Annotated in this window: 24 protein-coding genes and 1 riboswitch; of the genes, 5 read left to right on the forward strand and 19 right to left on the reverse strand. The window is 49.3% G+C overall.

The features are described from left to right. Positions 1 to 7: 7 nt before the first annotated feature. The 7 genes from IEY34_RS37500 to IEY34_RS09615 form a co-directional block, all read right to left on the reverse strand. Positions 8 to 211 (reverse strand): DUF6760 family protein, encoded by a 204-nt coding sequence (locus IEY34_RS37500; RefSeq protein ID WP_079410461.1) that lies wholly within the window; start codon positions 209 to 211, stop codon positions 8 to 10. Further along, a complete protein-coding gene (locus tag IEY34_RS09590) occupies positions 208 to 585 on the reverse strand; it encodes a phage tail assembly protein (RefSeq protein WP_189010749.1) in 378 nt (125 codons plus the stop codon). Before IEY34_RS09590 ends, IEY34_RS37500 begins: the two co-directional genes overlap by 4 nt. 87 nt (positions 586 to 672) lie before the next feature. Beyond that, positions 673 to 1107 (reverse strand): phage tail protein, encoded by a 435-nt coding sequence (locus IEY34_RS09595; RefSeq protein WP_189010751.1) that lies wholly within the window; start codon positions 1105 to 1107, stop codon positions 673 to 675. Positions 1108 to 1148: 41 nt separating this feature from the next. Continuing rightward, positions 1149 to 2882 (reverse strand): phage tail sheath family protein, encoded by a 1734-nt coding sequence (locus IEY34_RS09600; protein WP_189010753.1) that lies wholly within the window; start codon positions 2880 to 2882, stop codon positions 1149 to 1151. A gap of 125 nt (positions 2883 to 3007) precedes the next feature. After that, entirely contained in the window at positions 3008 to 3811 is an 804-nt protein-coding gene (locus IEY34_RS09605) for a peptidase associated/transthyretin-like domain-containing protein (protein WP_189010755.1), read from the reverse strand. 12 nt (positions 3812 to 3823) lie between these two features. Further along, positions 3824 to 4402 carry a Pvc16 family protein gene (locus IEY34_RS09610; RefSeq protein ID WP_229757547.1) on the reverse strand — a complete coding sequence of 193 codons (579 nt, stop codon included), beginning with the start codon at positions 4400 to 4402 and terminating at the stop codon, positions 3824 to 3826. A 166-nt stretch (positions 4403 to 4568) separates the two neighbouring features. Further along, positions 4569 to 6785 (reverse strand): ATP-binding protein, encoded by a 2217-nt coding sequence (locus IEY34_RS09615; RefSeq protein WP_189010757.1) that lies wholly within the window; start codon positions 6783 to 6785, stop codon positions 4569 to 4571. 130 nt (positions 6786 to 6915) lie between these two features. Here IEY34_RS09615 and IEY34_RS09620 point away from each other — a divergent pair, with 130 nt between their 5' ends. The 3 genes from IEY34_RS09620 to IEY34_RS09630 all read left to right on the forward strand — a co-directional run bounded on the left by IEY34_RS09620 (position 6916) and on the right by IEY34_RS09630 (position 9246). Then, a complete protein-coding gene (locus IEY34_RS09620; protein ID WP_189010759.1) occupies positions 6916 to 8016 on the forward strand; it encodes a GGDEF domain-containing protein in 1101 nt (366 codons plus the stop codon). Between the two features lie 126 nt (positions 8017 to 8142). Continuing rightward, the gene (locus tag IEY34_RS09625) at positions 8143 to 8505 is read left to right on the forward strand and encodes a response regulator (RefSeq protein WP_189010761.1); all 363 of its coding nucleotides are present in this window, start codon (positions 8143 to 8145) and stop codon (positions 8503 to 8505) included. Positions 8506 to 8598: 93 nt separating this feature from the next. Beyond that, positions 8599 to 9246 (forward strand): SOS response-associated peptidase, encoded by a 648-nt coding sequence (locus IEY34_RS09630; protein WP_189010763.1) that lies wholly within the window; start codon positions 8599 to 8601, stop codon positions 9244 to 9246. A gap of 32 nt (positions 9247 to 9278) precedes the next feature. Here the strand turns inward: IEY34_RS09630 and IEY34_RS09635 are convergent, their stop codons facing one another. From IEY34_RS09635 to IEY34_RS09655, 5 genes are all read right to left on the reverse strand, one after another. Continuing rightward, positions 9279 to 9713, reverse strand: coding sequence for a DUF1284 domain-containing protein (locus tag IEY34_RS09635; protein WP_189010764.1), 435 nt, complete (start codon positions 9711 to 9713; stop codon positions 9279 to 9281). Beyond that, a complete protein-coding gene (locus tag IEY34_RS09640) occupies positions 9713 to 10294 on the reverse strand; it encodes an NUDIX domain-containing protein (protein WP_308422994.1) in 582 nt (193 codons plus the stop codon). Before IEY34_RS09640 ends, IEY34_RS09635 begins: the two co-directional genes overlap by 1 nt. 75 nt (positions 10295 to 10369) lie before the next feature. Next, positions 10370 to 11800, reverse strand: coding sequence for an MBOAT family O-acyltransferase (locus tag IEY34_RS09645; protein ID WP_189010766.1), 1431 nt, complete (start codon positions 11798 to 11800; stop codon positions 10370 to 10372). Then, positions 11797 to 12894 carry an SGNH/GDSL hydrolase family protein gene (locus tag IEY34_RS09650; RefSeq protein WP_189010767.1) on the reverse strand — a complete coding sequence of 366 codons (1098 nt, stop codon included), beginning with the start codon at positions 12892 to 12894 and terminating at the stop codon, positions 11797 to 11799. Before IEY34_RS09650 ends, IEY34_RS09645 begins: the two co-directional genes overlap by 4 nt. A 146-nt stretch (positions 12895 to 13040) precedes the next feature. After that, positions 13041 to 14453, reverse strand: a complete 1413-nt coding sequence (locus tag IEY34_RS09655) for a hypothetical protein (protein ID WP_189010991.1) — start codon at positions 14451 to 14453, stop codon at positions 13041 to 13043. A 160-nt stretch (positions 14454 to 14613) separates the two neighbouring features. Between IEY34_RS09655 and IEY34_RS09660 the strand changes: the two genes are divergently transcribed. Continuing rightward, entirely contained in the window at positions 14614 to 14829 is a 216-nt protein-coding gene (locus IEY34_RS09660) for a hypothetical protein (protein ID WP_189010768.1), read from the forward strand. 1037 nt (positions 14830 to 15866) lie between these two features. Here IEY34_RS09660 and IEY34_RS09665 read toward each other — a convergent pair. The 7 genes from IEY34_RS09665 to IEY34_RS09695 all read right to left on the reverse strand — a co-directional run bounded on the left by IEY34_RS09665 (position 15867) and on the right by IEY34_RS09695 (position 24233). Continuing rightward, positions 15867 to 16826: a polysaccharide deacetylase family protein gene (locus tag IEY34_RS09665; protein ID WP_229757548.1), complete on the reverse strand. Its 960-nt coding sequence runs from the start codon at positions 16824 to 16826 to the stop codon at positions 15867 to 15869. Then, positions 16823 to 17083 carry a YqkE family protein gene (locus IEY34_RS09670; RefSeq protein ID WP_189010769.1) on the reverse strand — a complete coding sequence of 87 codons (261 nt, stop codon included), beginning with the start codon at positions 17081 to 17083 and terminating at the stop codon, positions 16823 to 16825. Before IEY34_RS09670 ends, IEY34_RS09665 begins: the two co-directional genes overlap by 4 nt. Positions 17084 to 17137: 54 nt before the next feature. Beyond that, the gene (kimA, locus tag IEY34_RS09675; protein ID WP_189010770.1) at positions 17138 to 18973 is read right to left on the reverse strand and encodes a potassium transporter KimA; all 1836 of its coding nucleotides are present in this window, start codon (positions 18971 to 18973) and stop codon (positions 17138 to 17140) included. 97 nt (positions 18974 to 19070) lie between these two features. After that, positions 19071 to 19220, reverse strand: a riboswitch (cyclic di-AMP (ydaO/yuaA leader). Positions 19221 to 19424: 204 nt separating this feature from the next. Then, positions 19425 to 20654, reverse strand: coding sequence for an NAD(P)/FAD-dependent oxidoreductase (locus IEY34_RS09680; RefSeq protein WP_189010771.1), 1230 nt, complete (start codon positions 20652 to 20654; stop codon positions 19425 to 19427). 213 nt (positions 20655 to 20867) lie between these two features. Continuing rightward, positions 20868 to 21632 carry an EcsC family protein gene (locus tag IEY34_RS09685; protein ID WP_229757549.1) on the reverse strand — a complete coding sequence of 255 codons (765 nt, stop codon included), beginning with the start codon at positions 21630 to 21632 and terminating at the stop codon, positions 20868 to 20870. 100 nt (positions 21633 to 21732) lie between these two features. After that, positions 21733 to 23400 (reverse strand): ATP-binding cassette domain-containing protein, encoded by a 1668-nt coding sequence (locus IEY34_RS09690; RefSeq protein ID WP_189010779.1) that lies wholly within the window; start codon positions 23398 to 23400, stop codon positions 21733 to 21735. After that, complete coding sequence (locus IEY34_RS09695) at positions 23391 to 24233, reverse strand: energy-coupling factor ABC transporter ATP-binding protein (protein ID WP_189010787.1); 843 nt, start codon at positions 24231 to 24233, stop codon at positions 23391 to 23393. Before IEY34_RS09695 ends, IEY34_RS09690 begins: the two co-directional genes overlap by 10 nt. A gap of 124 nt (positions 24234 to 24357) precedes the next feature. Here IEY34_RS09695 and IEY34_RS09700 point away from each other — a divergent pair, with 124 nt between their 5' ends. Continuing rightward, positions 24358 to 24975: a biotin transporter BioY gene (locus IEY34_RS09700; RefSeq protein ID WP_189010789.1), complete on the forward strand. Its 618-nt coding sequence runs from the start codon at positions 24358 to 24360 to the stop codon at positions 24973 to 24975. Positions 24976 to 25101 lie beyond the last annotated feature (126 nt).

The raw sequence follows: 25101 nt of genomic DNA on the forward strand, positions 1-25101 counted from the left end.
TCGTTACTCACCTCTTACCGAACACATCAAACGGATTGTCCGGCTGCTTTTTGCCATCGTCGTTCAAATTGCGGTTGATGCGGGATATTTCCTCACACCACGTGCGGCGTTCCCGGTGTTCCATTGACATGATTTCATCATGTGTCCAATGAAAATAGTAAGCAATAAAGCCCGCTTCCTCATAGATCTTGTCAATGGGATATCCCGTTATGCCCCCGCCATCTCGTCCAAAAAAGACACGTCCACATCGAACTCATGCTCACATTTCGGGCAGCTGGTGTGTACGGTCGGCACTTCCATTTCATTAATTTGACGATAGAAATTTTGGAGGAACGCGAGATCTGCTGTAAAGAACTTCTCTACTACACGCGTATCAATCGCACGCAAATCACCAAGATTTGTGATGACACGAGTAAGCAGGATGATCGTTAAATAACCTGGGTTCTGCTGTACACGTTGGTCGCGCATTGGCAAAATTTCGTCCGCAGCTGTAGCAAGTCTCATGACGCCCCTCTTGTGCAGCGTTCCGTTATCGTCCACATAGCCTCTAGGCAGTTCGAATTCATATTCGGTTTTGAAAGCCATGATGTTACCTCCTTAGCCGTTTGTATTGTTGAAAAAAAGAAGAGTTAGGAACCGGAACTCACGTCCCGGCGCCTACTCTAACGTTCTTTACTTCGTGCGCGTCATGCCTTCATGGGCTAGCTCTAAGCTTTCGATCGCAACTTCGTTCCCCGTACCCTTGAAACTAGGTGCCGAGTACTTGGACGGCCATGCTTCGATAACCTGCCAAGTCGCTACGTCTCCGCCTTCTTCGTTGATCGCGATAATCGTGACCGTTTTACGGGAGATTTTACCTTGAATGGACTCTGACATCCAGTTGTACATATCCAGGGAGTCCGTAACCCCCCATTTCAATGAGATGTTGCCGTATTTTGCAAGTCCCGGAAGCTTCCGAGGCGTGATGGTTTCGTTGCCTTCGCGGTATTCAATTACCGAAAGGGAAGCGTCAAATCCAGAAATTTCGCTGAATCCAGCTTGCTGAATACCTTCTACTTCAATTCGAAATCTAAAATTGCGGTATGGATCCCTACGTTCGCCAGCCATATAATACCCCTTTCCTAATATGAAAAATGTTTAACGTTCAACTATTCTTCTCTTGTTTTCTGAGTAATGCGGAAGATCACGAACTCGGCAGGTTTGACCGGAGCAACCCCAATCACACAGATGAGTCGACCATTGTCGATATCATCCTGTGTCATCGTACTGCGACCAATGTTAATGTAGAAGGCCTCGGAAGGACTTCCGCCCATTAAGGCACCATCTCTCCATACACGAGTTAAGAAGGCATCTATGGTCCGTTGGACACGAGCCCAGAGCTGTTCATCATTCGGTTCGAATACGACCCAGTTCGTGCCATTCTTAATTGACTCTTCAATGAAGATGAACAAGCGTCTTACGTTCACATATTTCCATAAGCCATTGGAAGAAGTTGTGCGAGCACCCCAAACGCGGATACCTTGGCCTGCAAAATGACGGATCAAGTTCACGCCCTGCGGATTCAAGATATCTTGCTCGCCTTTGTTGTACTGACAATCCAGACCAACTGCACCGCGTACGACTTCATTGGCAGGCGCTTTTTGAACGCCGCGCGTTTGGTCGGAACGGGAGTAGATCCCAATCACAGAGCCGGATGGAGGGATGTAAATATTTCTTTTGTCCAATGGATCAAAGACTTGCAACCACGGATTGTACATCGCTGCATAACTGCTGTCAAAAATGTTGCGGTGCGTCATAACATCTGCTACTTTGGTTTTCTCACGCGGAATATCCAGAACCGCAAAGCGGCTGCCCAGATTCTCACAGTGTGCTACCAGAGATAGTTGAACTGTAGGCTCAGTTACACCCGGAATCGCAATGATGCTGACAACATCGTTATCGATGAAAGACTGAATCCCTGTACGTTTGCCAGGACCGCGGTCTACACCCATGAAGACATCAGGCGTCACTTGAGCGATGGAGCCGTTGCTTCCGCCAGACAAGGCGATCTGGAACTTGCCAACGGTTTCATTTTCACCAGAAAGCACTTCAAAAGGAGCAATTACGCCTAGATCTTTGCCATCTGTCAAATCTTTCACCGTGATGATATTCGAACGAGAAACAATTTTCTCGATATGATTAGCTGCGGAGATGTTCAAAGATACTTTCTCATAAGTCTCAGCTTCATCACCATAGAACACATGCAGGGTGAACTCGGAAGTTGTTAATACTTTGGAAGGCAGCAAACCCGCGTCTGTTACATCGCCATCAAGCTCTTCAGCAAGCTCAATAATGTTATCTTGGGAAGCGACGACTTTGTTGTATTGTTTTTGACCAGCAGCTTCGAACGCTACGACGTCACCAACGTTGAACCCCGCATTGTTTTTCACACGGTATTGTTTGTCGCTGATCACTTCATAGATTTGTGTTTTGGCTTTGCTGGATGGTACAACAACGATACGGATTTGGTTGCCCCAAGTACCAGGATTTTTGGATGAGATTTCTAGAATGGAAGCTTCTTTGTTGCTATCCGCTTTGTTCTTAGCTACTTTAGCGTCAGTTGGCGCTACGCGCATAACATAACAGCGAGAACCCCCATTTAGATAAAAATGCTCTACAGCATAAGAAAGGAAACGGTACTCACCAAACTCATTCTCCGACAAATAACTGCCGAATAAACGATGGAAATCAGCTACACTTGTAACCAATTGGGGGACACCTTCAATTTCCCCTCTTTGCGCAAGCCCTATAAACCCGGCCGTACTTGTGCTTGCACCCTCAAGCGGTTGTGCTCCGCTGTCAAACTCTTCCACATAGACTCCAGGTGATAAATAGTCAGCCATTGTTCCCCAGTTCTGTCAGACGGCTCTTCTTGCAAATGAATACGGCCATCGACATGAAACCAGTTCTCTCCTTTCTGCTTGTCATTTTGTATAGAAGATGGACGTGTCCATTCTACTAATTAAGATCAGGTAAGACGTATAACCCCCAAATTGGTTGTCGTCCCCTCGGATACCAAAACTTCTTTCGTTAGCTCCGAACGGTCTTTGCCGTAAGTAATAATGAGCTCCGTCTGAAAAGCTTGAATCCGATTACCACGAAAAGCGATTACTGCTTCTCCCCGCTCTGTTGATCGGGTTTCTTGGACAGGCAGCAGCAACGAGCCCCTTGTGTAAGCCTTGGTCAGCTTACGTTCTAAGCGGAATCGCTTCTGATACTCCAATACCTCGACGATGCGGATGTGTTCTTCAGCCGGTTTGGCGCCTCGCCCCCGCAGGATGTAGGTATCTCCTGCTGCAATCGTTCCGGTGAACGAACCCAGCGTAACTTCCAATGCGCCTTTATCCGCTTGATCCATCATAATACGGGCACGCGCGCATTCCTCGGTTACAATCCTCGCTTGCAGCTTGGCGTCCATAATAGGAGCTCCGGCGGCATCCTTCAGCATCGCTCGGATCAACCCTACTCCTTGCGAAAAAGGATAGGATGGCAGTGGTTTTAATTGAACAATCTCTATAAAATTGTCGGTTCCTACGGTGATCAGAGACTGTTCTGGGAAATAGTACTCGCTGCTTACCATTAATCGGTAATCACCGGGTGGCAAGTCATTGAATATATAGGAACCATTCGATTTACTAATTGCTTTCGAACGGGTGCCTTCCAAATAAACGGTGGTTGTGTTGCCAAGAGGAGTTTTCGAGGTACTTGCGTCGATCACGCAAACAACAAGGGAGACTCGGGTTTTCAATTGCGATACGCGAATATGTTCCACAACCTAAACCTCCTAACCTTGTATACGAAAATCGGTTTCCGAAACCCTTTTGGTTGTTCTGATGCGAGTGGAATCAATACTTACAGGCCCAACGGTATAACTGACTGATAATCTGTAGGGGGTTTCTGCGAAATTCCATAAATTCAGGATGCTTTCTCCTTTGAAAGGGTCCATGACAATGCGAACCTCTTCATCTTGCTCTGCTAGAGTTCCTATCGTCATTGATCCTCTTAATACGGAATGATCATACAGAACTTGCATCGCTCGCCCTAGAATCCGGTGTTCGTCCAATGCTCTGGACTGCAGCTCGGCAGGTGATTGAACCGTCAGCAAATAGCTGAGATCTACCACCATAGGGGGAAACTGAATCTCATTCGTCCCTCGGGAAATCATGTGGGTGCGGCGATTCTCGCCACTTTCGCGAATGTTGTACAAATAAAGAGATAAGTAGAAATCACCTTTATCGACAGGCGAAGCAAGCCCAATCATCTCTGGTTGGGGTATGGGATCTGGGGTCATATTTTCTCTGAGCAACTTGATCAAAGATGCGCTTACATCAGCAATTACCGAATAATCGCCTATGGGGTTCACTTCCTACCTCAAAATACCTATGTAATGTGTTAAAACGATGAGGAATAATGTCATATTGTGTACCTTTTTCTATTATAATTGCAAATTGCTAGGATGACTATAGCGATTATTTAGGAGAATGGTAAAAATACATTATAAACCTAGCATAATGCTAGGTTTATGCTTTTTAATAGTCCTCCCACTCCTGCCGAGCGAGGATTTTGCCTGATTTCTGCAGTTCGTGCCGGATGGACTTGATAATATGCTTCATCCGGATCGAGTCACCCGCTTCGGCAGCTAAGAATGCGGATGAAACCACGACATTCTTGATGTTGCCTCCGGCAATCTCGTAGCGCTGCGCCAAATACTTAAAATCAACGTCATCGTTAAGCGGCGCCGCAGGCGGAAACATGGATTGCCAGATTTTTTCACGGTATTCGCTGTCCGGAAAGGGAAATTTAATAACGTAGTTAATGCGCCGCAAAAAGGCTTCATCAATATTATTTAAGAGATTCGTAGCCAGCACGGTAATGCCTTGATACTCCTCCATCTTCTGAAGCAGATAGGCGGTTTCGATGTTCGCGTATTTATCATGCGAATCTTTCACTTCCGAGCGTTTGCCAAACAGCGCATCCGTCTCATCAAAGAACAGCACCGCATTGCTCAGCTGCGCTTCTTCGAAGATCTCATGCAGATTCTTCTCCGTCTCGCCTATGTATTTACTGATTACCTGGGAGAGATCGACTTTGTACAGCTCTAGCTGCAGGTCGCCGGCGACAACCTGCGCAGACATCGTCTTGCCCGTGCCCGGCGGGCCGGCGAACAGCATGCTAAGCCCTTTGCCGTAGGCTAGCTTCTTCTCGAAACCCCAGTCGTTGTAGACAACGCCGCGATATTTCACTTGATTGCAGGCGTTGCGCAGCTGATCCTTCTGCTCGGGTGGGAGCACGACGTCCTCCCACCCGTAGCGCGGCTCGATGCGCGTCGCCTTGCGCTCCAGCTTGTGCTGCACCTGCTGGTAGCACGCTTTGTAGAGCGCGTCCAGCCGCAGCGCCTGCGGCGCAGCTGCGGCTTCGCCATCCGCCTGCGGCTCGCGCTGCCAGGCGGAATACCCGCGCGCCAGCATCAGCGCGCGGCGGATCTGCCCAGGGGTGAAGCGGAATTTGCCGCTCATCACCCCAAAGTCAAGATTCGCCGCGCTCACACCGAGCTCGCGCGCGAATGCCGTCCACAGGCGCTCACGCCCGCCTTCGTCCGGCACTTGCAGTTCATGCTCAAGGAGCAGCCGCTCCTTGGGCTTCCAGCTCAGCCGGTTGTGCCGCCCGGCGAGCAGAAAGACCATGCCGCCGTAGCCGTCGAGCTGCTCGTGAAACCGCCCGAGCCGCTGCTGCGCAGCCTGATCCGGCTCCTCCGGGTAGAGCACATCCAGCCGTGTGAAACACAGCATGGCCTGATGCAGAATCGCCTCGCGGATAATCACGCTCAGCTGCTCTTCCAGACTTACGGCGTGCAGCAGCACATCCGCCAGATCAACCAGCAGCAGCGGCTTCTTGAAGAAGCTGCTGAGGTGCTTGACCTGCAGCTTCTTGCCGGCGCCCGCGTTCCCCCAGATGTGGAACGCCAGGCGCTTGCGCTCAGCCGCAGGTACCGCAGACATATCGCGGATGAAGTCCCGCAGCCGCTGCTGGAAGTCCTCGTGAACGAGCAAAGGCGTGAGCTCCTCATCGGGGTAGACCATTTGCACCGCAGGCTTGAGTTTAGGATCAACCTCACCTGAATCCAATAGGAAAGAGATGATCCTTTTATCTAATACAAGCGGTTTGGATAATAGAGACTGACTGCCGTTGTCAGATTCTTCCCGTTGAAGCAGGTAGCGAGCCAAGCGACCTTCCGGTGCCATGAACGTCGTACGCGCAGCCCTCATTTCCTCCGGTTGACTGCATGCAATCTGCAAAGCCAAGCTGATGTTGGGTGTTTTGCGAGTCAAATCATCCAAGAGAAAACCAAAGATCCGTTCATACTTGCGATCCAGTTCTACCGCTAGACCAAGCATGACGAACTTTTCCTCCACGTGAGAGAGTCCGAATACGGATGACAGATAAGATAAAGGCAAGAATATGCCTGTTTGGCGGCTTTCTCCCAGCCTTGCAGCTAGGTAAGCTTCACTCTCTTCAATCGCAGCCATCAGCGCTCGCTCTTCCTCATCCAACGCCTCATTAGCGCCATATCCACCGACCAGACGGATGAATTCATCTTCGGACACGAACATCCCCCGGAACGAATCCGTTTGCGGATCAGGGGTTAGTTTCTGACGACGTTTATATAGAAGCTCCAGCTTTCGATCCAACAATGTAAGCTCGTCCTTATAATGTTCCCATGCATGTGAATATCCTTGAGCTGCCATAGCCCTCCTGAAGAACTCTTTGCTATTTTCATTGCTTGCTAAAATGGGGTGTTATTCTTTACAATGGTCACATAAGGCACAAATTGATTTCCAATAATTGCTACCCTGAAAGGAAAGTGGCCTGCTTCCGATGGAACAACTTCCGGCGAATGATCATATTTGGAACCGCAAACTTATCCATTTACTATGGTGGATTCTACTCATCTATGAAGTAGCGGCAATGATTGGTTTTTTCTTTGATTTATATAATCAACCTGCTGGGTGGCAAACCAGCTTTTGGCAATACCAAGTTCTTCCCACTAGTTTTCAGCTTTTACTTATGGGTGCCGGTTATCTGACGTTGCATTATCTCAAACGATATAGTGATTTTATCATGATTATATGGACCATGACCACGGTCAGTATTTATATGGTTTGCATCCCGGAACTGATGGGCAGTTACGAATTAATTAGCATCCCTATTATTTTGGCCTCTGTATATTTCCAAAAAAGATATATTATCTTCGCTTATAGTTTAGGTATGTTTTGTTTAATCAGCTTATTTATTAGCCAGGTTAATCAAGGATACTTAATTACACCCTATAAAGTGATTGTCTCTGTTACAGTGCTTACTTCCACCGCTCTCGTCTGTTTTGCCATTATGAATAAAGGCTTGGCGCTTATTACTCAGCTCAGAGAATCGGTTGTTCGCGAGCAGGATCTCCTTATCCGCAATGTCATGATTGATCGGCTGTCCAAGGTAGATGCCCTCACGGAGTTGTTTAATCATCGTTCCTTTCAAGAACACACGGATCACCTTATTTCGCATATGCCTTATGACACACCATTGGTACTAGCCCTGATGGATATCGATAATTTCAAAAAAATCAATGATACCTATGGTCACTGGGTAGGTGATGTCGTGCTCAAAACCATCGGAACTCTCCTCAAAGAAGTGCTCGGGCCAGATGATATGTCCTTTCGCTATGGCGGAGAGGAATTCGCTGTTCTTTTCGTGGGCAAGAGCCATGAAGAGGTCATGGGCTTGTGTGAACAACTGATGCAATTCATTCGGGAGACTGAAATTCCAGAGATGCCGGGGCAAGCGTTGACGATGAGCATCGGGCTTGCGCCTTACAATCGGAATACGATGAAGAAAGCCTGGTTTCAACAGGTAGATGAATGTTTATACGTCGCCAAACGCAATGGCAAAAATCGGATTCATGCCCATATGTCCTACGAACAACGTTAATTAGTCAGGAGCCTAAAGCTTCTGACTTTTTTATTTTTGGCCTGTGTCATTACTTTCCAGATAAAAACCCCTCATCAAATGCTCAACTTTCTCCGAAACATATAATATACAACAGGAGGTAGACACATGAAGCCAAAAATTCTAGTCGTTGATCCCGTCAAAAGTCTTCGAAACATTTTATGTCAATTGATTCAGTCTATGGGCTATGATGTGTTGGAAGCGTCTAGCGGTGCTGAAGCTATTCGATCTTACCAAAACAACTATCCGATCCTGACAACGATGGATCTGAATATGCCTGATATGAACGGTGTTGACATCATTCGTAAAATAAAAGAATTCGACCCCGAAGCCAACATCATGATGTGCTCCGCTTTGGAGCAGCGATCGATGATTATTGAAGGCATCCATGCAGGAGCCAAGGAATTCGTCTCTAAGCCTTTCCATGAAAACAATATGAAGGAAACGATGAGGAAGCTGCTGCTTGTTTGAAGGCGATTGGGATGACAAAAAAAGAGCATAATCTCATACATGAATTTGGTGGATTCAGCCAATAATAGCCAAAATCAAATGAGGTGATTAGCGATGTGTCATTCCATATCCATGCTTGCTGACGTTAACGATATCATGAAGCAATTCCGTATTGATCGACTGCTTTCCTACAGTTCCAATCGTTATGAAGTGAAGCCGACGGAGTCGGTTTCTGCGGTCATGATGAACAAAAAAGGGGAACGACTGCTTGATGAGTTTCGCTGGGGATTAATGCCGTTCTGGGCCAAAGACGCGGTCTGTGGAGAACGCGATTCGATCTTCTCCAACATCGTCTTCGAGCGAATTGTCAAAAAGCAGCGCTGTATTATTCCATGCAGCGGCTTCTATATCAGTGTCACGGAAGGCAAGGAAACCCAGTGGACCAGGTTCAAAATGCGCAGCGGTACGTTCGGCATTGCCGGCCTATATGATGTCTGGCAAGCTCCTTCCGGCCAGGAAGAACTTCGCACATGCATGATGCTGATGACAGAAGCCAACTCGCTTGTGTCCCCCTATCATCGCCACATGCCAGCCATTCTCGATGAAGAGCAAGCTGAGAAGTGGCTCCAGCCTGAACAGCGCGACAGCCGCTTGCTCCGGTCCATCCTTCGTCCTGTCGACGATCTTCTCATGGTTGCCAATGTCCTCTCTTCGCCGGAAGAGAAACTGGAATCGGGTACCGATGTGAGTGTTTTTGCCTAAAAAAACAAGGGCTGCGCCAATGCGCAAGCCCTTTATTTATGCTCTGGAACGGGTGGCAGCGATCCACCTTCGCCGATTAAGCGCACACCATCCGCACAAACGCCGTACGACTCCCAGCGGCATGTTGCACAGAGCTGACCTATGTCTCCTGGCTTGACGAAATCCGCTACTCGCCCGCAAATGTCTGACCAACTTAGCTCTGTCCCTACCTGCAAGCCAAGCTTCTCGATAATCTCGGCATCACGGGAATAGACCGTCCGATTCTCACAATGCGAGACTTCATCTGTAGGATAGGCTGCGCAGAGATCATCTGGACCCAGTACAACGCGGATAACCGTCTCTGGCTGCTGACGGAGTGTTTCATAAACGTCCGTCATATTTTCGCAAAATTGTTTGGAGTACCCCATCCCTCTGTAACCTAACAGACAAAGCAGGTGATGGCCTCGCAAACCAATCGGCTCCCTCATTACACAGACACCTTGGGAACACGGTACAGGCCGTACCCCTCCATATGGATGATGGGCTCCTGATCTTGGGTAAGGCCTTCATCCTTGGAATGCAGCGCAACATCGATCAACCAACGTGTGAAATCAGCTACAGGCATAGACGCCATTTCCTGCAAACTGAAGAAGCCAGCTGCATCCACTTCCACGCCATCCGGGATAGGTTCACCGCCAACATAGGCCATTTCGAAAGCGATATATACATTGTGGATGCTTCTTGGCAAATCACGCACAGCGACCAAGCGAGTAACCTTCGCCTGAACGCCGGATTCTTCAAGCACTTCGCGCACAATGGTATCCTGAATCAGCTCATACTGCTCAATATAGCCGCCTGGGTTCGTCCATCGGCCCTTCCCTGGCTCCTGCGCTCTGCGAACAAGCAGAATTTTCTCATCTTTCATAACAAGGGCGCCTACCCCAATGCTGTAATTGCCCCAATGTACGAAGCTGCACGCCGTGCATGCTCTTCGCACCGTACCATCCACATCGCGCGACTCCATGGCGGACCCGCAAGTCATACAAAATTTAGCTTCCATCTGCTTCATCTCCAACTTCCTATAATAATCTGTGTCTATTAGCTTACTGCTTTAGACAGATAATAGGCAACTCCGAATCCGAGGCTAGAACTGAAAATAAATAAAAGAACTTTGCTCCGGCTTCAGCACGTACAATAATATTAGCACGACTAGGCAGTAAATCGCAGCCCTGACAGGCGAAGGAATCCAACGATGCCACGCCGTCGATACGCGACCGAGATGCCTCAATAAGTACGCCTCCAAAACGTGAAGCGCAAAAAGCCCTGCCGCGATCCCCCAGAAATGCCATACCCATCTTGGCATGAGCAATGCCTTGGGATTCAGCATTCGACTAATGAGATCCATTGCGGTATGAAGCCCTTCTGTTCGAAAAATGACCCAGCCGAGACAGGTTAACATAAAGAAGACACCAATTGCCAGGATACGGTACCACAGATACTTTTGAATATAAACGATTCTAAGCCGCTGAAGCAGCATCACATATAATTTGTGACCGATCAAAAGCCCTCCCTGGTACATCCCCCAAGCAACAAAAGTCCATTTACTCCCATGCCAAAACCCGGAAATCGTCATAGCCGCAAATAGATTGGCATACTGTCTGATCTCACCGCGCCGAGATCCCCCTAGTGCAATGTAGATGTAATCACGGATCCAGGAAGACAAGGTGATATGCCACCGCCGCCAGAATTCCGTTGCATTGGCGCTTAAATAAGGCGTATCAAAATTTCTGGCCAGCTCCAGTCCGAACAAACATCCCAACCCGACAGCCATATCGCTGTAGCCTGAGAAATCGCAGTAAATCTGAAAGGCATACAAGACCGAACCCGTCCATCCCTCAGCCCCGCTGATGGTGCTCGCTTGTGAGAAAAAGCTGTCGCTATAGGGCGCCAACTGATCTGCTATGCCCATTTTCTTCAGCAAGCCCAGTACAATAAAGAAAACTCCCAGACGTATCTGCGCTGGGTTAAAACGAATCTTGTCCAATTGCTGAATCTGCGGCAAAAATTCCTTGCCTCGCATGATTGGCCCAGCGATCATATGCGCGAAAAACATAATGAACATCCAGAACCGCAGCAGCGAACGCTCGGCAGCAATCCGCCCCTTATAAATATCGACTAAATAAGAAATCAACTCAAAGGTATAGAAAGAAATACCGAGCGGAAGGGCATAGTGCAGCCATGATGCTTCGTGGGCGACCAAATGGATGGACAAGAGCTTCTCCAAACTGCGCAGGGCAAAATCAGTGTACTTAAAAAAGACGAGATTGCCTGACGTCAGCAAAATCCCTATCCATAGTAGGATGCGCCGCCCTCTGCTCGCTTGTTCGATCCATCGTCCACACCCAAATACCGCTAAAGAGACAATTCCGAACAAAAGCAAGTAACCAGGCCCCACTACGCCGTAAAAAATAACATTAGCCGCTGTCAGCAACCAGAGCCGATGCTTAGGAATGAAATAAAATAATCCCATTGAGATTACCAAAAACAAAGCAAATTCCGGCGTATTAAACATCATAGCGGTTTGGCTGCCCCTCTCTGTCTATAAGCATCCCATATCAGCTGCGCCATCATCTTATACCCCTCCGGCATGAGATGAGTGAAATCGGTAAACCAACTTTCTGAAATTTGTCCTTCGAGATTTAAATAATGAACAGGTAATTGCGACAAAAACCCGTCCAATCTCCCACTATTCTCTACATAGCCAGGATCATTGACGAAATCCTTCATTAAATCATGATTCGTTCCCGCCATTACGATCCAAGTTTCTTTCCCTTGTTGATGACGTATGATTTGCCGTGTGAAATAAACATCAGGATTGGATTCTGTTAAATCCAATGGCTGATTAGTAAAAGCCACCTTCAACTGATCTTGCTTGAGCATCGCATCCAAAGAATCCCGGTCCTTCGTATACCAAGGCTCTGGCAGAGCTAGTGAATCATCGGGCAATGGCCGATTGTGCAGCTTATCCCATTGAATATCTACAGATTTTTGGTAATAATCCTTGTACGCTAGTAACGGAATGTAGGGATACACCTGCTTTTTCAGCAAATCCTGCAGCCAGATGTAGGGATTTTTATAAAGTGGATAATCGCTTGTTTGTCCTAATTGTGATTTGAATTTGCGATACGAACCAGGATCTAGCACTCGCAAATTCTCCTGCCACCATGAAAGAACAGGTTGATAAGGTACTCTAGGCACATAACTGGCATATCTCACATTTAAAATGACATGGTCCGTAGATATCCCCTGTTCATCGAGCATGAGCAGCATCGTATAAATATCGCCCAGTTGCGAGCCTGGAAAAGAAAGATTGAACACAGTCGGACGCTCCGGCATTTGTTCCAGAAATGCGCTGATGCTCTGATCCGAACTGCCCGGACTTCCATAAAAGACGGAATCACCCAGTAGGATTACGTAGTCTTGAGCAGGGTCATGGTCAATTTTGCGCTTCATATAACGGATGACCGGGTCAATATTTCGAACATTATTGACGATAAGCGGGTAGCTCAGCCTGTTGCGATACACGGCTTCTGCAGAAATGACATAAGGAAGCAAGATATTAATTAGTAAAAAAAATACGACAACATAAGGGATACTCTTCTTCTTCATCCATAATCACCCAGAAGTTAGACGCACAATTGGTTCAAAAGTTGCAGATGAAGGTGGGGAGGTAGATATATAAAAGCATCAAACTTGGGCACACTCAGCATTGTCGGCCAAATGCTCTCAAATTTGATGCTCAGCGTTAATTCGTGCTAAACCAAAAACATCGCCACAACGGTGGTCACTGCCAAGCCGATGAGCACAGGCTTCAAATTCCGTCTAGCGAGCTCGAACGGACTGACGCCGCAAATCGCCGCGGCTGGAATCAGCGCCCACGGGATCAGCGTGCCGCCGCCGACCCAGATGGCGGCAACTTGCCCGAGCGCGGTCAACACGGCCGCGCCGGAACCGATCGCGGTTGCGAAGAGCTGCGCAATCGAGCCCGCGAGGGAGATGCCGGAGAAGCCGGAGCCGTCGAGGCCGGTAATCGCGCCGACGACGGTCAGCGTCACGGCACCGACCGCGCCGTTCAGCGGGACGTGCCCCGCGAGTGCGACACCGAGATCGTTCACGATCCCGTGCGAGCCCTCGGGGAGGATTTTCCCGTACAACTCGGTGAACGCGGAGTCGCCGAGGTAGAAGAAGGCCGCGATGGGAATGACGGGGCCGAATACTTTGAAACCGAAGACGAATCCCTCTATGAGGTAGGAGGTGGTTTGCTCCAGCCCTTGATTGCGATGCGCAAGCAGTGTAACCGCAATCAAAATAAATACTGCGGTGCCGCCAACAAGCGCTGTTGCATCCCCGCCTTGCAGATGAAGCACGAACATCGCAACGACATCCAAGGCGAACAGGAGCGGAATCAGGATCGCCAGCAGCTTTTTCAACTTGGGCGCCAGATTGACTTTGACCTGTTCATCCGCTCCAACCAGGGAACTGCTATCCCCGGAGTTGCTCGCAATAAGGCCATCCCGCCAGGTGCCTTTCTTCATATCCCGCCGCATCATCCAGAATGCCGTAATGGTTGTGACAAGCCCCATCACGATAACCAGGGGAATGCTTGCCTCCATGACGGAGCTCACTGGCAATCCAGCGGCATCCGCGGTCAATTTGGGCGCGCCTTGAATAATGTAATCCCCCGACAGCGCGATACCGTGCCCGAACAGATTCATAGCCATCGCAGCTCCCAATGCAGGCAACCCAACGCGAACGGCTACAGGAAGCAGAACCGCTCCAATCAGCGCGACCCCAGGAGATGGCCAGAAAAACCAAGACGTCACCATCATGATGATACCGATGCCCCAGAAAGCCATGGCAGGTGTCCGCAGAAACCGGGTTAATGGCGCAACCATGGTCTCATTAATTCCTGTGCGTATAAGAACCCGGCTCATTGCCACAACAATGGAAATAATCATAATTGTGCCCATCAGTTCTTTGGTCGCATAAATAAAACTGTTGAAAATCCCCGATACCGACCCGCTTAACGTTTCCGTCGCCAACAAGCCAAGGGCAAAAATACCGACCACACAAATCATTGTGGTATCTCTGCGCTTGATCAAAATCGCAAGAATAAAGCCAATAAATACGAGATAGACCCAATGAATCGGCAATAATTGTATGTCCACTCGAATCACGCATCCTCTCTGCCTGAGCAGCCTTTGGTGCTACAGTGTATGCTCGGCTAGGCCTAGGCGTTCGCGCATCTCGGGAGTTGACAGGCACCTTGTGGCACCCTTGTGGTACAATAGAGGAATTATTTTAAATATGTTAGGGGTATGCGTGCTAATGGCAAGTAATCAACGATTAGTAACCGATGCCGATTTCCAAGAAGCTGTGGATCGGCAGGCGCCTGTTCGTGTTTTTAAAGATGATCATATCGTGGACTCGAACGCGGTTGTCTTGCGTTTCAGCGACAAGACGATTGTCGTTCAGACGAGGGTCAGTGATTTGACGTACTATGATCGGGACGCATGTGAATTTTTTGAGATGAAACGAAGGTAGGTAGGTTCCTTGGTATTCGAATAGACATAAAAGAATACATCTAAGCTGCCCTGAGAGAGACCAGCCTCTTATTAGCGATAAAATCTATGAGGAAGGGAACTCTAGTACGTTATTTCGGTAAATACCAGGGATGCTAGAGTCATAGCGGAACTACAGGGTCTTATTTCCACGAAAAGTGCTGAATTTCCCATGAAACAGCAAAATAGCGTACTATAGTTCCCTCTCGATCGCGATAATGCCACTTTTTGCTAGAATAGCGTACTGTAGTTCCCTTACCTCCTCGCGAGGCAGCTGGAGAAACTTCGCATTCACTCCAAAACATATAAACTCATATAATTGTAAAGAACCTAGCCTGTGCGGCTAGGTTCTTTACAATTTTTGTTCAGGTATGAATAGGCAAGGTAAATATGCTTATTTCCGCTAATTTGGTCGTGTCCCGAGCGATAGGATCACAGAGCGTGCTTATTGGTTGGATTTCCCTACTTTCGGAGCGTATGTACAAGCAATACGCAATCGTGTCTAATTGCAGTGGAGTGCTTATGCGTCCATAACTGGAGCCATTCGTGCAAATAAGCAAGCTTCGCTCCCCCCAAAGGGCCAATGGACCTTGCGGGACGCCCTTACGAATCCAATACCCCTTATTCGATCAAAATCGATAGATTTAAAATGACAACGAATTCCAGATGCGTTATTTGAAGTAAATGATCACTAATCCGCCTAAAATCCACCTCATAACGCGTCTACAGTTTGTTAGATCGAAAAAGTAGCTGTTTTCTCGTATATAAGCATAATACAGTTCGTTATGTCAGGTGGGGCGGGGATTGCGAGTTCAGGTGGGGCGGGGATTGCGAGTTCGGGTGGGGCGGGGATTGCGAGTTCGGGTGGGGCGGGGATTGCTGGTTCGGGCGTGGCGGGACTGCAAGTTCGGGTGAGGCGGGGATTGCGAGTTCAGGCGGGGCAGGGATTACGAACTCCGGTTGGGTTGAGATTGCTTATCGCCTTCCCATTTGTTCCCTTTGTATTTCCCGCCGGAACTCCTACTCCAACAAATAAGTAGCAAGCTGAACGAAGTGAAACCCAGCTTTCTGCAATTCAGGGATGGCTTTGATGACGCCCTCTGCCGTATCTTTCTCCGGGTGATTCATATGCGCAAGCACGATAGAACCGCTTTTGGCTTGGAGCAGAGCACGGTAGACTTGCTCCGTGTTATACGTCGCCCCGGCATCGCCAAGCACATTATAGCCTGCCAACTGGGCGCCCAAGTCATGGACAATGCTGGCAGCAACGTCATCATAATAAGCCGTGCCTGAGCGGAAAAACAGCGGCCGCCGCCCCGTCAGCTTCTCGATCTGATCGGCATTATCCGTCACCTCATGGATGACTTCGCTTACGCTTTTGGTTCCAGCGATGCCATAGGCCAACCTGCCGTTGACAGACAAGGGACGATGCTCTGTGCCATGATTCTCGATTTCAAAAAGCGGATTCGCCGCTAACTCAGCAAAGACTTCCGGATTCGCCGCGATCCATCGCGCGTTGATGAACAAGGTAGCAGGGATTTTCTCCTTAATCAAATATTCGATCAGCTTCCGGTCGTATCCACTGCCCTCTTTCCCTCCGCAAGCGTCAAACGTCAGCGCTATCACTTGTTCCTTCGTGACCATATGCGTCCGCACGCCTGCGACTCGTTCCCCCCACTTATGGGGAGCGATTTGGCTGTAATGGTCAACCAAGGCAGTGATATCGGATGCAGACAGGGATTCATGTGTTACGGCTGCGGTCGGGCGGAACTCCGAAGTGGGCGCCGGCCCCGGTGCGAGGTCTGGCGCCGCCTCTGCTTCCCTGCCAGACACCACCGGGCTCGGCATTGAACTCGTCGCCGAAAGCGCCAAACTTGCTTCAGCCGACTCAGCAGCGCTCTGCGAACGGCTTGACTGGCAGCTTGACAGCGCCATCATCGCGAATAGAAAAAAGAGAAAGCACAAGCTGCGCTCTCTCATTTGTGCTTTCTCCAGTCAAGTCCGCTCTTCTCGAGCAGATGTCCAAAATCGTTCTCCAGCCGTTTCTCCTCCGCTTTGCGTGCAGCTTCTGCCTCGGCTCGAAGCGCATCCTTGCGCGCCTGTTCCTCCGCTTTCATTGCGTCAGCCTGAGCCTTCAGCCCCTCTAGAATCTCTGGGCGAAGCAAATCCTTGAGCGTTGCCGGTTTATCTTGCACACTGGTATCAGCGGTTGTGGACGACCATTTCTTCTTAGCCATAACGGGTCACCTCTGTTCTATTTCTCACACAGTTTTCCCCTTTATTGTACAACTCTACTCGTGCAAATGATAGGGGACGGTGGCGACAACGATATCTTTGTCCGCTTGGAGTTTGGAGCGAATACGCGCCGCGGACTGATTGTGGAGCAGTCGGTGCCACCATTTTTTCGGCATAAATTGCGGCAGAATAACCATAATCGATTGTTTTTCCGAAACATGCGTATCGATCCGTTCGATGAATTCAGCCAGCGGCTTCAGAATCGTCCGGTAACGTGATTTGAACACGACAAGCCTTACGCCAGGGTCCCATTTGTCCCATTTCTCCTGCATCGCTTCTTCATCCTCATCGGAAAAGGATACGTAGAAAGCAATGACGTTGGGAGATAACGATTTGGCATAGTTCAAGGATTGCGCAACAACGCGGTGAATCCCCGCTACGGGAACAATAATAACAGGCTCCTTCGTGCATACACGCTCATGCTCGATATCGATTCGGAGCTGTTTGGCAACGTCATCATAGTGATGACTCACCTTCGTAATGAGCCACAGCAGGATTGGCGTCACGATAATGACGATCCAAGCACCCTCGCTGAATTTGGTGAAACAAAAGATCAGCAACACGGCAAAGGAGACAATGCCTCCTAAACCATTAATAAGCGACTTGCCGATCCAGCCTTTCACGCGTTCTTTCAACCATTTGCGGACTAGACCGCTTTGCGCCAGTGTAAAGGATAAGAAAACGCCAATTGCGTATAAAGGAATAAGTGCATCTGTTTTACCTTTGAAAATGATCAAAAGAATGCTGGCCAAGACACCTAGCGTGACAATCCCGTAGTGAAAAGACAACCGGTCTCCTCGGTATGAGAACATACGCGGGAAGTTTTTATCCTGGGCCATGATGGAAGCCAAAATAGGGAATCCGTTGAAGCTGGTGTTGGCAGCCAATACCAAGATTAGCATGGTGCCGATCTGTGTGGCATAGTACAGCGTTCCACGGCCAAAAGCTTGCTCCGTAACCATCGATAAGACCGATGTATGACCATGCGGATCAGGCGCGATGCCGTATCCCAAACTGAGCAGCGTCACACCGCCGAATACGATAGCCAGCAGCGTGCCTAGCGACGCTAATGTGCGTTTGGCATTTTTCACGGATGGGGTGCGGAAATGCGGGACTGCGTCGGAGATGGCCTCAATGCCAGTTACGGCTGAACAGCCGGAAGAGAAAGCTTTCAGGATGACGAATAGCGTCAATGAACTTGTCATGGAGCTTGGCGCGAACTGAATCGGATGCATGTTCATCGAACCGCTCAGCATGTCGAAAATCCCTTTGCCAATCAGCAATAAAATACAAAGAATAAAAAAGTACGTAGGAATCGCGAACACAGTTCCAGACTCGGATGTGCCTCGCAAATTAAGCCAAACCATTAGCCAAACCAAGATCAAAGCAATGGGAACAATATATGGCACCGCGATCGGAAATGCCGACGTGATGGCGGTCACACCGGCCGAGATCGATACCGCAACGGTTAATGTATAATCGATAAGCAGCGAAACTCCTGTGAGTCTCCCCCAAACCATGCCTAAATTTTCTTTGGCTACCATGTAGGCGCCGCCGCCCATAGGATAAGCCTCAATCACTTGACGATAGCTGAGCACAAGCAGCGTAATCAAAGCGATAATGGAAATCGCAATCGGCAATGAGAATGCAAAAGCAGCAATACCTACTGTTGCAAGCTCTAAGAGAATTTGCTCTGTACCATAAGCCACCGAAGATAGCGCATCTGAAGAGAGAATGGGTAATGCTTTCCAAACCTGCATTTTTTCAGATTCGAGTTCTGCCGATTTGAGCGGCTTGCCGAATACAATTTTTTTCAATGAATCGCTTGTCATGCTGTGAAATTCCTCCAAATTAGTCTAGTATTGAGTTCTTTTCCCTTTTTAGGACGCAAAAAAACACAAGGATAGACCTTGTGCTTAGCCACATGTTCTCCTTTCTCACGATCGCTTACGAGGTTAGCTGACGGGTTCGGGCCGCGAGAAATCTGCCCTAAAGGTACACTATCATGCACCTTATTCACCCCGTTGAAACCTATGGTTCCCCCGCTTTTCTATCCAGAAAATTAAGCGAAATATTCAGTTATAACTACGTTCTGAATACTACTCTCTTCTCAGTTCATAGTAAAGGATGGAAAAGTCTTAAAAAGTATTATTCCAACCTCTCATTCCTCCAATAATTCGCTTACAACGTTTTGGATCTCTCTCTATCTCCTTTTATCTTCCGATATCGTAGTTCTAGGTCATTTCATAGAAAAAAGCTGCCTTGATGGCAGCTTTTTTTCTTCTAACTTCTGACATGAAAATTGCGATTTGACATTTTTTGTTTAAAAATCATTTTTTTCCATATAAGTGGAATACCGCCTATGAGGAATAAATAGCGGGCATCGATCATTTTTTTGATCAAAGCGGCGAATTTCCCCTTTACTTTTTTCACTTTCAAAGTGCCTACGGCTTCTCCGCGTCCCAATGAAGCCACCGTCCCTTTGTAGTCATAGGCAAAAGGTCTCAGCGGTTTCCCACGCAAGGTATAAAGTAAATTTCGGGCTGTGTTATAGCCCTGCTGGACGGCGATCTGGGCGTTCGCGGGGTATGGCGTCCCTTCCGGACTCATAACAATGGAGCAATCTCCTGTAATAAACACGTCAGGGTACTGCCACGAGCGCAGGTAATCATCCACTTTCACCCGCCCCCGCTGCACATCGAATCCAGCTTGCTGCAGCAAGGCGTTCCCGCGAACGCCCCCCGACCAAATGATCGTGCCTGCTCGAATGAACTGCCCATCTGAGAGCCGGACGCCGTCCGCTTCGCAGGCTTGAATGGCGGTCGACAACTTATATTGAACGCCTTTGCGGCGCATCACTTCCATGCCGTATTCCACCAAATCATTCGGCAATCCTGGCGGTAGGGCAGTTGGCGAGGCTTCCACGTTAATGATTTGCACGAGAGCCGGATCTACATCATAAGTCCTGCATAGAACCGGGATGCGATCGGCCAATTCCCCGACGAATTCCGTTCCCGTAAAGCCCGCACCCCCAACGACGAATGTCAGATACTCTTTGTGCTGGGGATTCATTTTATACTTGGCAAACATATATTGGGTATGCTGGCGGATGAAGCGCACACTATTAATGCTATGAATCGACATCGCATGTTCCCGCAACCCCGGAATGCCGAACGTCTCTGTCTCACTGCCCAAACCTACGACAAGGTAGTCATAGCTCAGCGTATCATCCGTTAAAACAACCTTTTTGTCCGTTGGTAGAATTTGCTGAACGGTGGATTTCACGAATTGAATTTTGCGTTCATCGATAAGATCCCTGATTGCGACGCGGGCATTCTCATGATGATCGGTACCCGCTGCGGGCATATGCAGATGCGTCGTCATATAGTGATAATCATGCTTATTTACCAAAGTAATCGTCATTTCTCCTGATCTGATCAGCTTCTGCAGCCTGATCGCTGTAACAACACCGCCATACCCTGCACCCAGAATCACTACTTTCGCTGGTTTCATCTAAATCCTCTCCTCCGATTGAATCACTTGTGCTCTACTGAATCATGATAATCTGAAGACCAAACCCGTGAAAGTTGATATGTGAAAATAATCACATAGTTAATCGAGGGTGACGGGCGGTTTGGCTCTCTCTATAGGTTATGATTCAAATACTGAAAAATCACTAGAAAATCGTCTACGACAAATAAAAAAAGCCGCGAGTGCCCAATCCACTCACAGCTTCTTAGGTTTCGCTTTATCCTGCAGCCAACGCAGCCGAAAGCAATTCATCCCCGCCACCCCAAGCTCTTCCAGCAAGCCATAATTGGCCCATGCCCCGACCACAGCCCCTATACCGGGAACCAACTGAAGCATTTTGCGAAAATCAATCGTATCGCGGTATTCCTGCTGCAGCTGCTTCCAATCCACTTGATCCATATAGGCCTCAGCCGGCGGAAACGTATCAGCCACGCTGCGCCAATTTTTGATGGTGAGCAGAAGCTCGGGTTTCTTCTCATGGCTGGAAAAAGCCAATTGAAACACATAGAGAATGAATAGACGCTCTCTGTAGTCCTTCGTCGAATAGCCATAGACATGCGCTAGCTCAAACAGAAATTTCAACTTGATGCCAATTAAAATAGGGAAATCCGCAAGCCCGAGCAGAATCCCTCCCGCTCCTGTCCCTGCTCCCTCGGCAGCGGCGATCTTCTTATAGAGCGCCAGCAATTCCTGTGCTTTCGCATCGCGATCTGCCAAAGAGAGCCCTTGCAGCGGCCCCTGCGCAGGGATGTAATTAATGCCAAACAGAGTTGTCTGAATGATGCCCTTTACCGTTGCAGTAATCGTCGTATGAACCTTGTCAGGGATCAAATTATTGATGCCTGTCTGCATCGATTTGGACGCTCGTTCCACGAGATTTGGGAGCTTATGCAGCCGGATTTCCCAGCGCTTGAGCTGTCTTGACGTTTGCTGTTCGTACAGGGTGTATTCGGACTCCACTGATCTCACCGCCATCCCAATAAAGAATTTTTACAACAAGTATATACTTTAAGCAGCCACTTGCACTACCTGGAAGATCTAAAAAAACTGAGGGCTGCTCTTAACGAATAACAAGTAAAAGTGCAAAACCAACAACCCCCGCAGCCACGATATAACTATCCCGGCTCTGCCACTCTAAAGTGCTTTTCTTCAGCAGAAGCTGCTTGCCGTCGATTTTCTTCATGTCCATGGCAACAGTCAGCTGCTCGGCTTTGTGGAACATGGCAAGCAGCAGAGGAACGACAAGCGCAGGGATATCCCGCGAGCGGACAGCCCCCGGACGAATGGCTGCCTTGCCTCTTGCTCGGACAATCGCCGAAAACCGCGTCCACTCCCGTAATATCATCGGAATGAACCGAAACATCATGGAGACGGCAAGCGAAAATGATTCAACGGGCAGCTTCACTTTCCGCAGATATTTCAAAGCCCAATTAAGTCCAGCTACCAATTGTCCGTAAGGTGTTGTCACGGCGAGCCAATAGCCATCCATGAGAATAAGAAACAGTCGCGTCACCGTGAATGCTGTGCTCCAGCCGCGTTCCAGCGAGTAGCCTAGCTGGAACGATCCCTCCGGCGACGTCCAGTTCATACCGGCAAGCCAGATCGAGAGGGCCATGAAGATAAGGAATGGCACCGCGATCTTCCAACTGCTGCGCAGCACGCTGCGCGGCAGGCCGAGGCTCACGAGGCCAAGCAGCAGCGCGGAAGCCGCGAGACCGCTCCATGCCATCTGCTGCATCGTCCCGATGACGAGCAGCAGGTAGAGCAGCCACTTCGCGCGCGGGTCGACCCGCAGCCACGCGGCCTGCGGAGGCGGCGCTGCCGCGCTCGCTTCGCGCGCGGGCGGGGCATCCGGCGCTGCCGCTTGCGGCGCCGGAACTTCAGCGCTGCGGCGTTCGCGCAGCGCCTTGAGCATCGCCGGCGCTGCAAGCTCCGGCGTGAGCAGGTCCGGCGCGATGGCGATGCCATAGCGCGCAAGCGCAAGCTCGGCCTCCACGCAGCTCGGGAGGCCAACCCCGGCGTGCGCCAGCAGCTCCGGCGCGCGGCATAGCGCTTCTGGCGTGCCGTCGAAGACGAGCGCGCCGCGGTCTAGAACAAGGACACGGTCTGCCAGCGGCAGGAACGTGTCCAGATCATGCGTGGCGATGACGAAGCCGCCACGACTCCGCTCGCGAATAAGGCGCAGCAATTCGCGGACGGCCGCCGCCTCGAGGCCGGCGGTTGGCTCATCCATGAGGAGCCAATCCGGCGCCGTGGCGAAGGTGGTCGCCAGCGCAAGCCGGCGCTGCTCTCCGCCGCTAAGCGCGAAAGGCGAGCGCTCCATGGCAAAAATGCCACGTGGATCGTGCTCTTCACACGCCTCCCGAATGCGCCTGTCACATTCGCTAGCGACCAATTTATACGGTCTAAGCGAGTAGGCAAACTCTTGCCTTATACTCCGGGCAAACAACTGCTGCTCAGGGAACTGAAACGTCAAGCCAAGACGCAGAAGATGCGCTTGATTCACTTTCCTTTTGTCCCACAGCGGCTGTTGGTCAATGGCTATTGATCCGCTATGCGGCTCTAGAATCCCTGCTAGGATTTGCAATAGAGTCGATTTCCCCGAACCTGTATGACCTATTATCAGCGTTACGGAACCATCGGACAGCTCGAGACTAATCTCTTTTAATAAGTGACGGCTGGAATCATCCGGGGCTTGAACCCCTATACGGTTCAGAGTTAAAGACATGGAGCAGCCACCGCCTCTGCCAGTTCGTCCATATTCAACGGAAGCAACCTCAATTTACACCCCATCTGCAATAGACTAATAGCCGTCTTAACAGCAAAAGGCGCATCAAGTCCCAGCTCCGTACAGGGTGTCATGACAGGGAGTTCAGCCTCATTGTCACCATAAAAAAAGGCTCTTGGCCCGCCATCATACGTAATTCGTCCTTCACCAAAACCAATTACACGCGTGGCATCCGCCACCTCTTCCAAGCGATGCGTGACCCAGACAATCGTGGTTCCCTGCTGATAGGCCGCTCTGACTGCTTGACGCACTTCTTTGCGGGCGGCAGGGTCCAGCATGGCCGTAGGTTCATCCAAAACGAGCATTTCCGGTTGAACGGACAGCGCTGCCGCCAAATTCACCAGCTGTTTTTGGCCACCCGATAATGTATTCAACGCTCGGTCCACAGGGAGAGATAGTCCAACCGCGGACAAGATTTCCTTATACTGCGCTTCACGTTCTTCTTCCTCCGTGCTTATCTCAGTGGCTATGTAGTCAAGTTCTTCCCGAATGGTGTCCCCAATAAATTGCGCGTCAGGGATTTGCAGCACACCGCGGGTAGCGACGACAGCGCTCTTGGGAACCTTCATTTCCCCCTCAGAAAGCGGGCACAAACCTAACAAGACACTGGCTAATGTACTTTTGCCGCTGCCATTAGGCCCTATAACGACAATCCATTCTCCCTTATGAATATCTAAGGAAACCTCTGACCATACGCGTCTTCCTTCTCCCATTTCCGTTCGATATACGACCGAAGCCTGTCGCAGGGATGTTAAAATCTCACTTTTGGACATATGTAAAATGTTCCTTTCACTTTCTCAAAAGATGTGCTATTATCTGATTGTTGATTGTCAACTGATGTTAAATTATCGAGTTAACAATACCCTAACAATACCAGATACAGGAGCGATGAACAATATGAAACTCACACTGCGCGGCGTTGTTTTCAGTGCACTTTTTGCAGCTTTTCTTGTTTTATTCAGTTTTGCCCAAATCAGATTGCCAGTCTCCCCTGTCCCCATTACCTTGCAAACATTAGCCGTTATGCTGGCTGGCGGTTTACTTGGCGCGCGTTACGGATTCCTGAGCATGGCCCTTGTTGTAGTCCTTACTGCTGTAGGTTTTCCGATGCTGCACGGGAATGGAGGGATAGGCCTTGTTCTTGGACCTACAGGCGGTTTCATTATGATTTGGCCCTTCTCCGCTATGCTGATTGGCCTCATTCTGCCGCGCATTCGCTTGGCAAACAGAACATTGAATTTGGTAGCAACCTTCCTCGTTCTTGAAGTATTCGGCTCCTTGTTTCTTTACCTAGCCGGGGTACCTTGGTTGATGTACAAAGTGCCTACGTATACATTCGCTACCGCAATGGTTCAAGGCTGCTACCCTTTCCTGCTAGGCGATGCTATCAAAGCTGTAGTCGCAACGCTCATTATAGCACCTGTTCGCCAAGTATTCCCGCCCCAAAGACTGACTGGCTCCTCTTCACACAATGTTGTTCAAACCCATAAGAAGCCGGATGTTTTCGTTAGCTAAATCCGCTTATCCTACGTGGCCTTGCAGCCGTAAAAGATTGGAGTACCCCTCGAATCTTTGGCAGGAGCAAGGCCATTTTTACGTTTTTGTAATGTGCAGCTCCGCATTTTTATTCGATTGTAATGC

Origin of the sequence: Paenibacillus marchantiophytorum (genome assembly GCF_014640555.1) — a bacterium.
GTDB lineage: Bacteria > Bacillota > Bacilli > Paenibacillales > NBRC-103111 > Paenibacillus_E > Paenibacillus_E marchantiophytorum.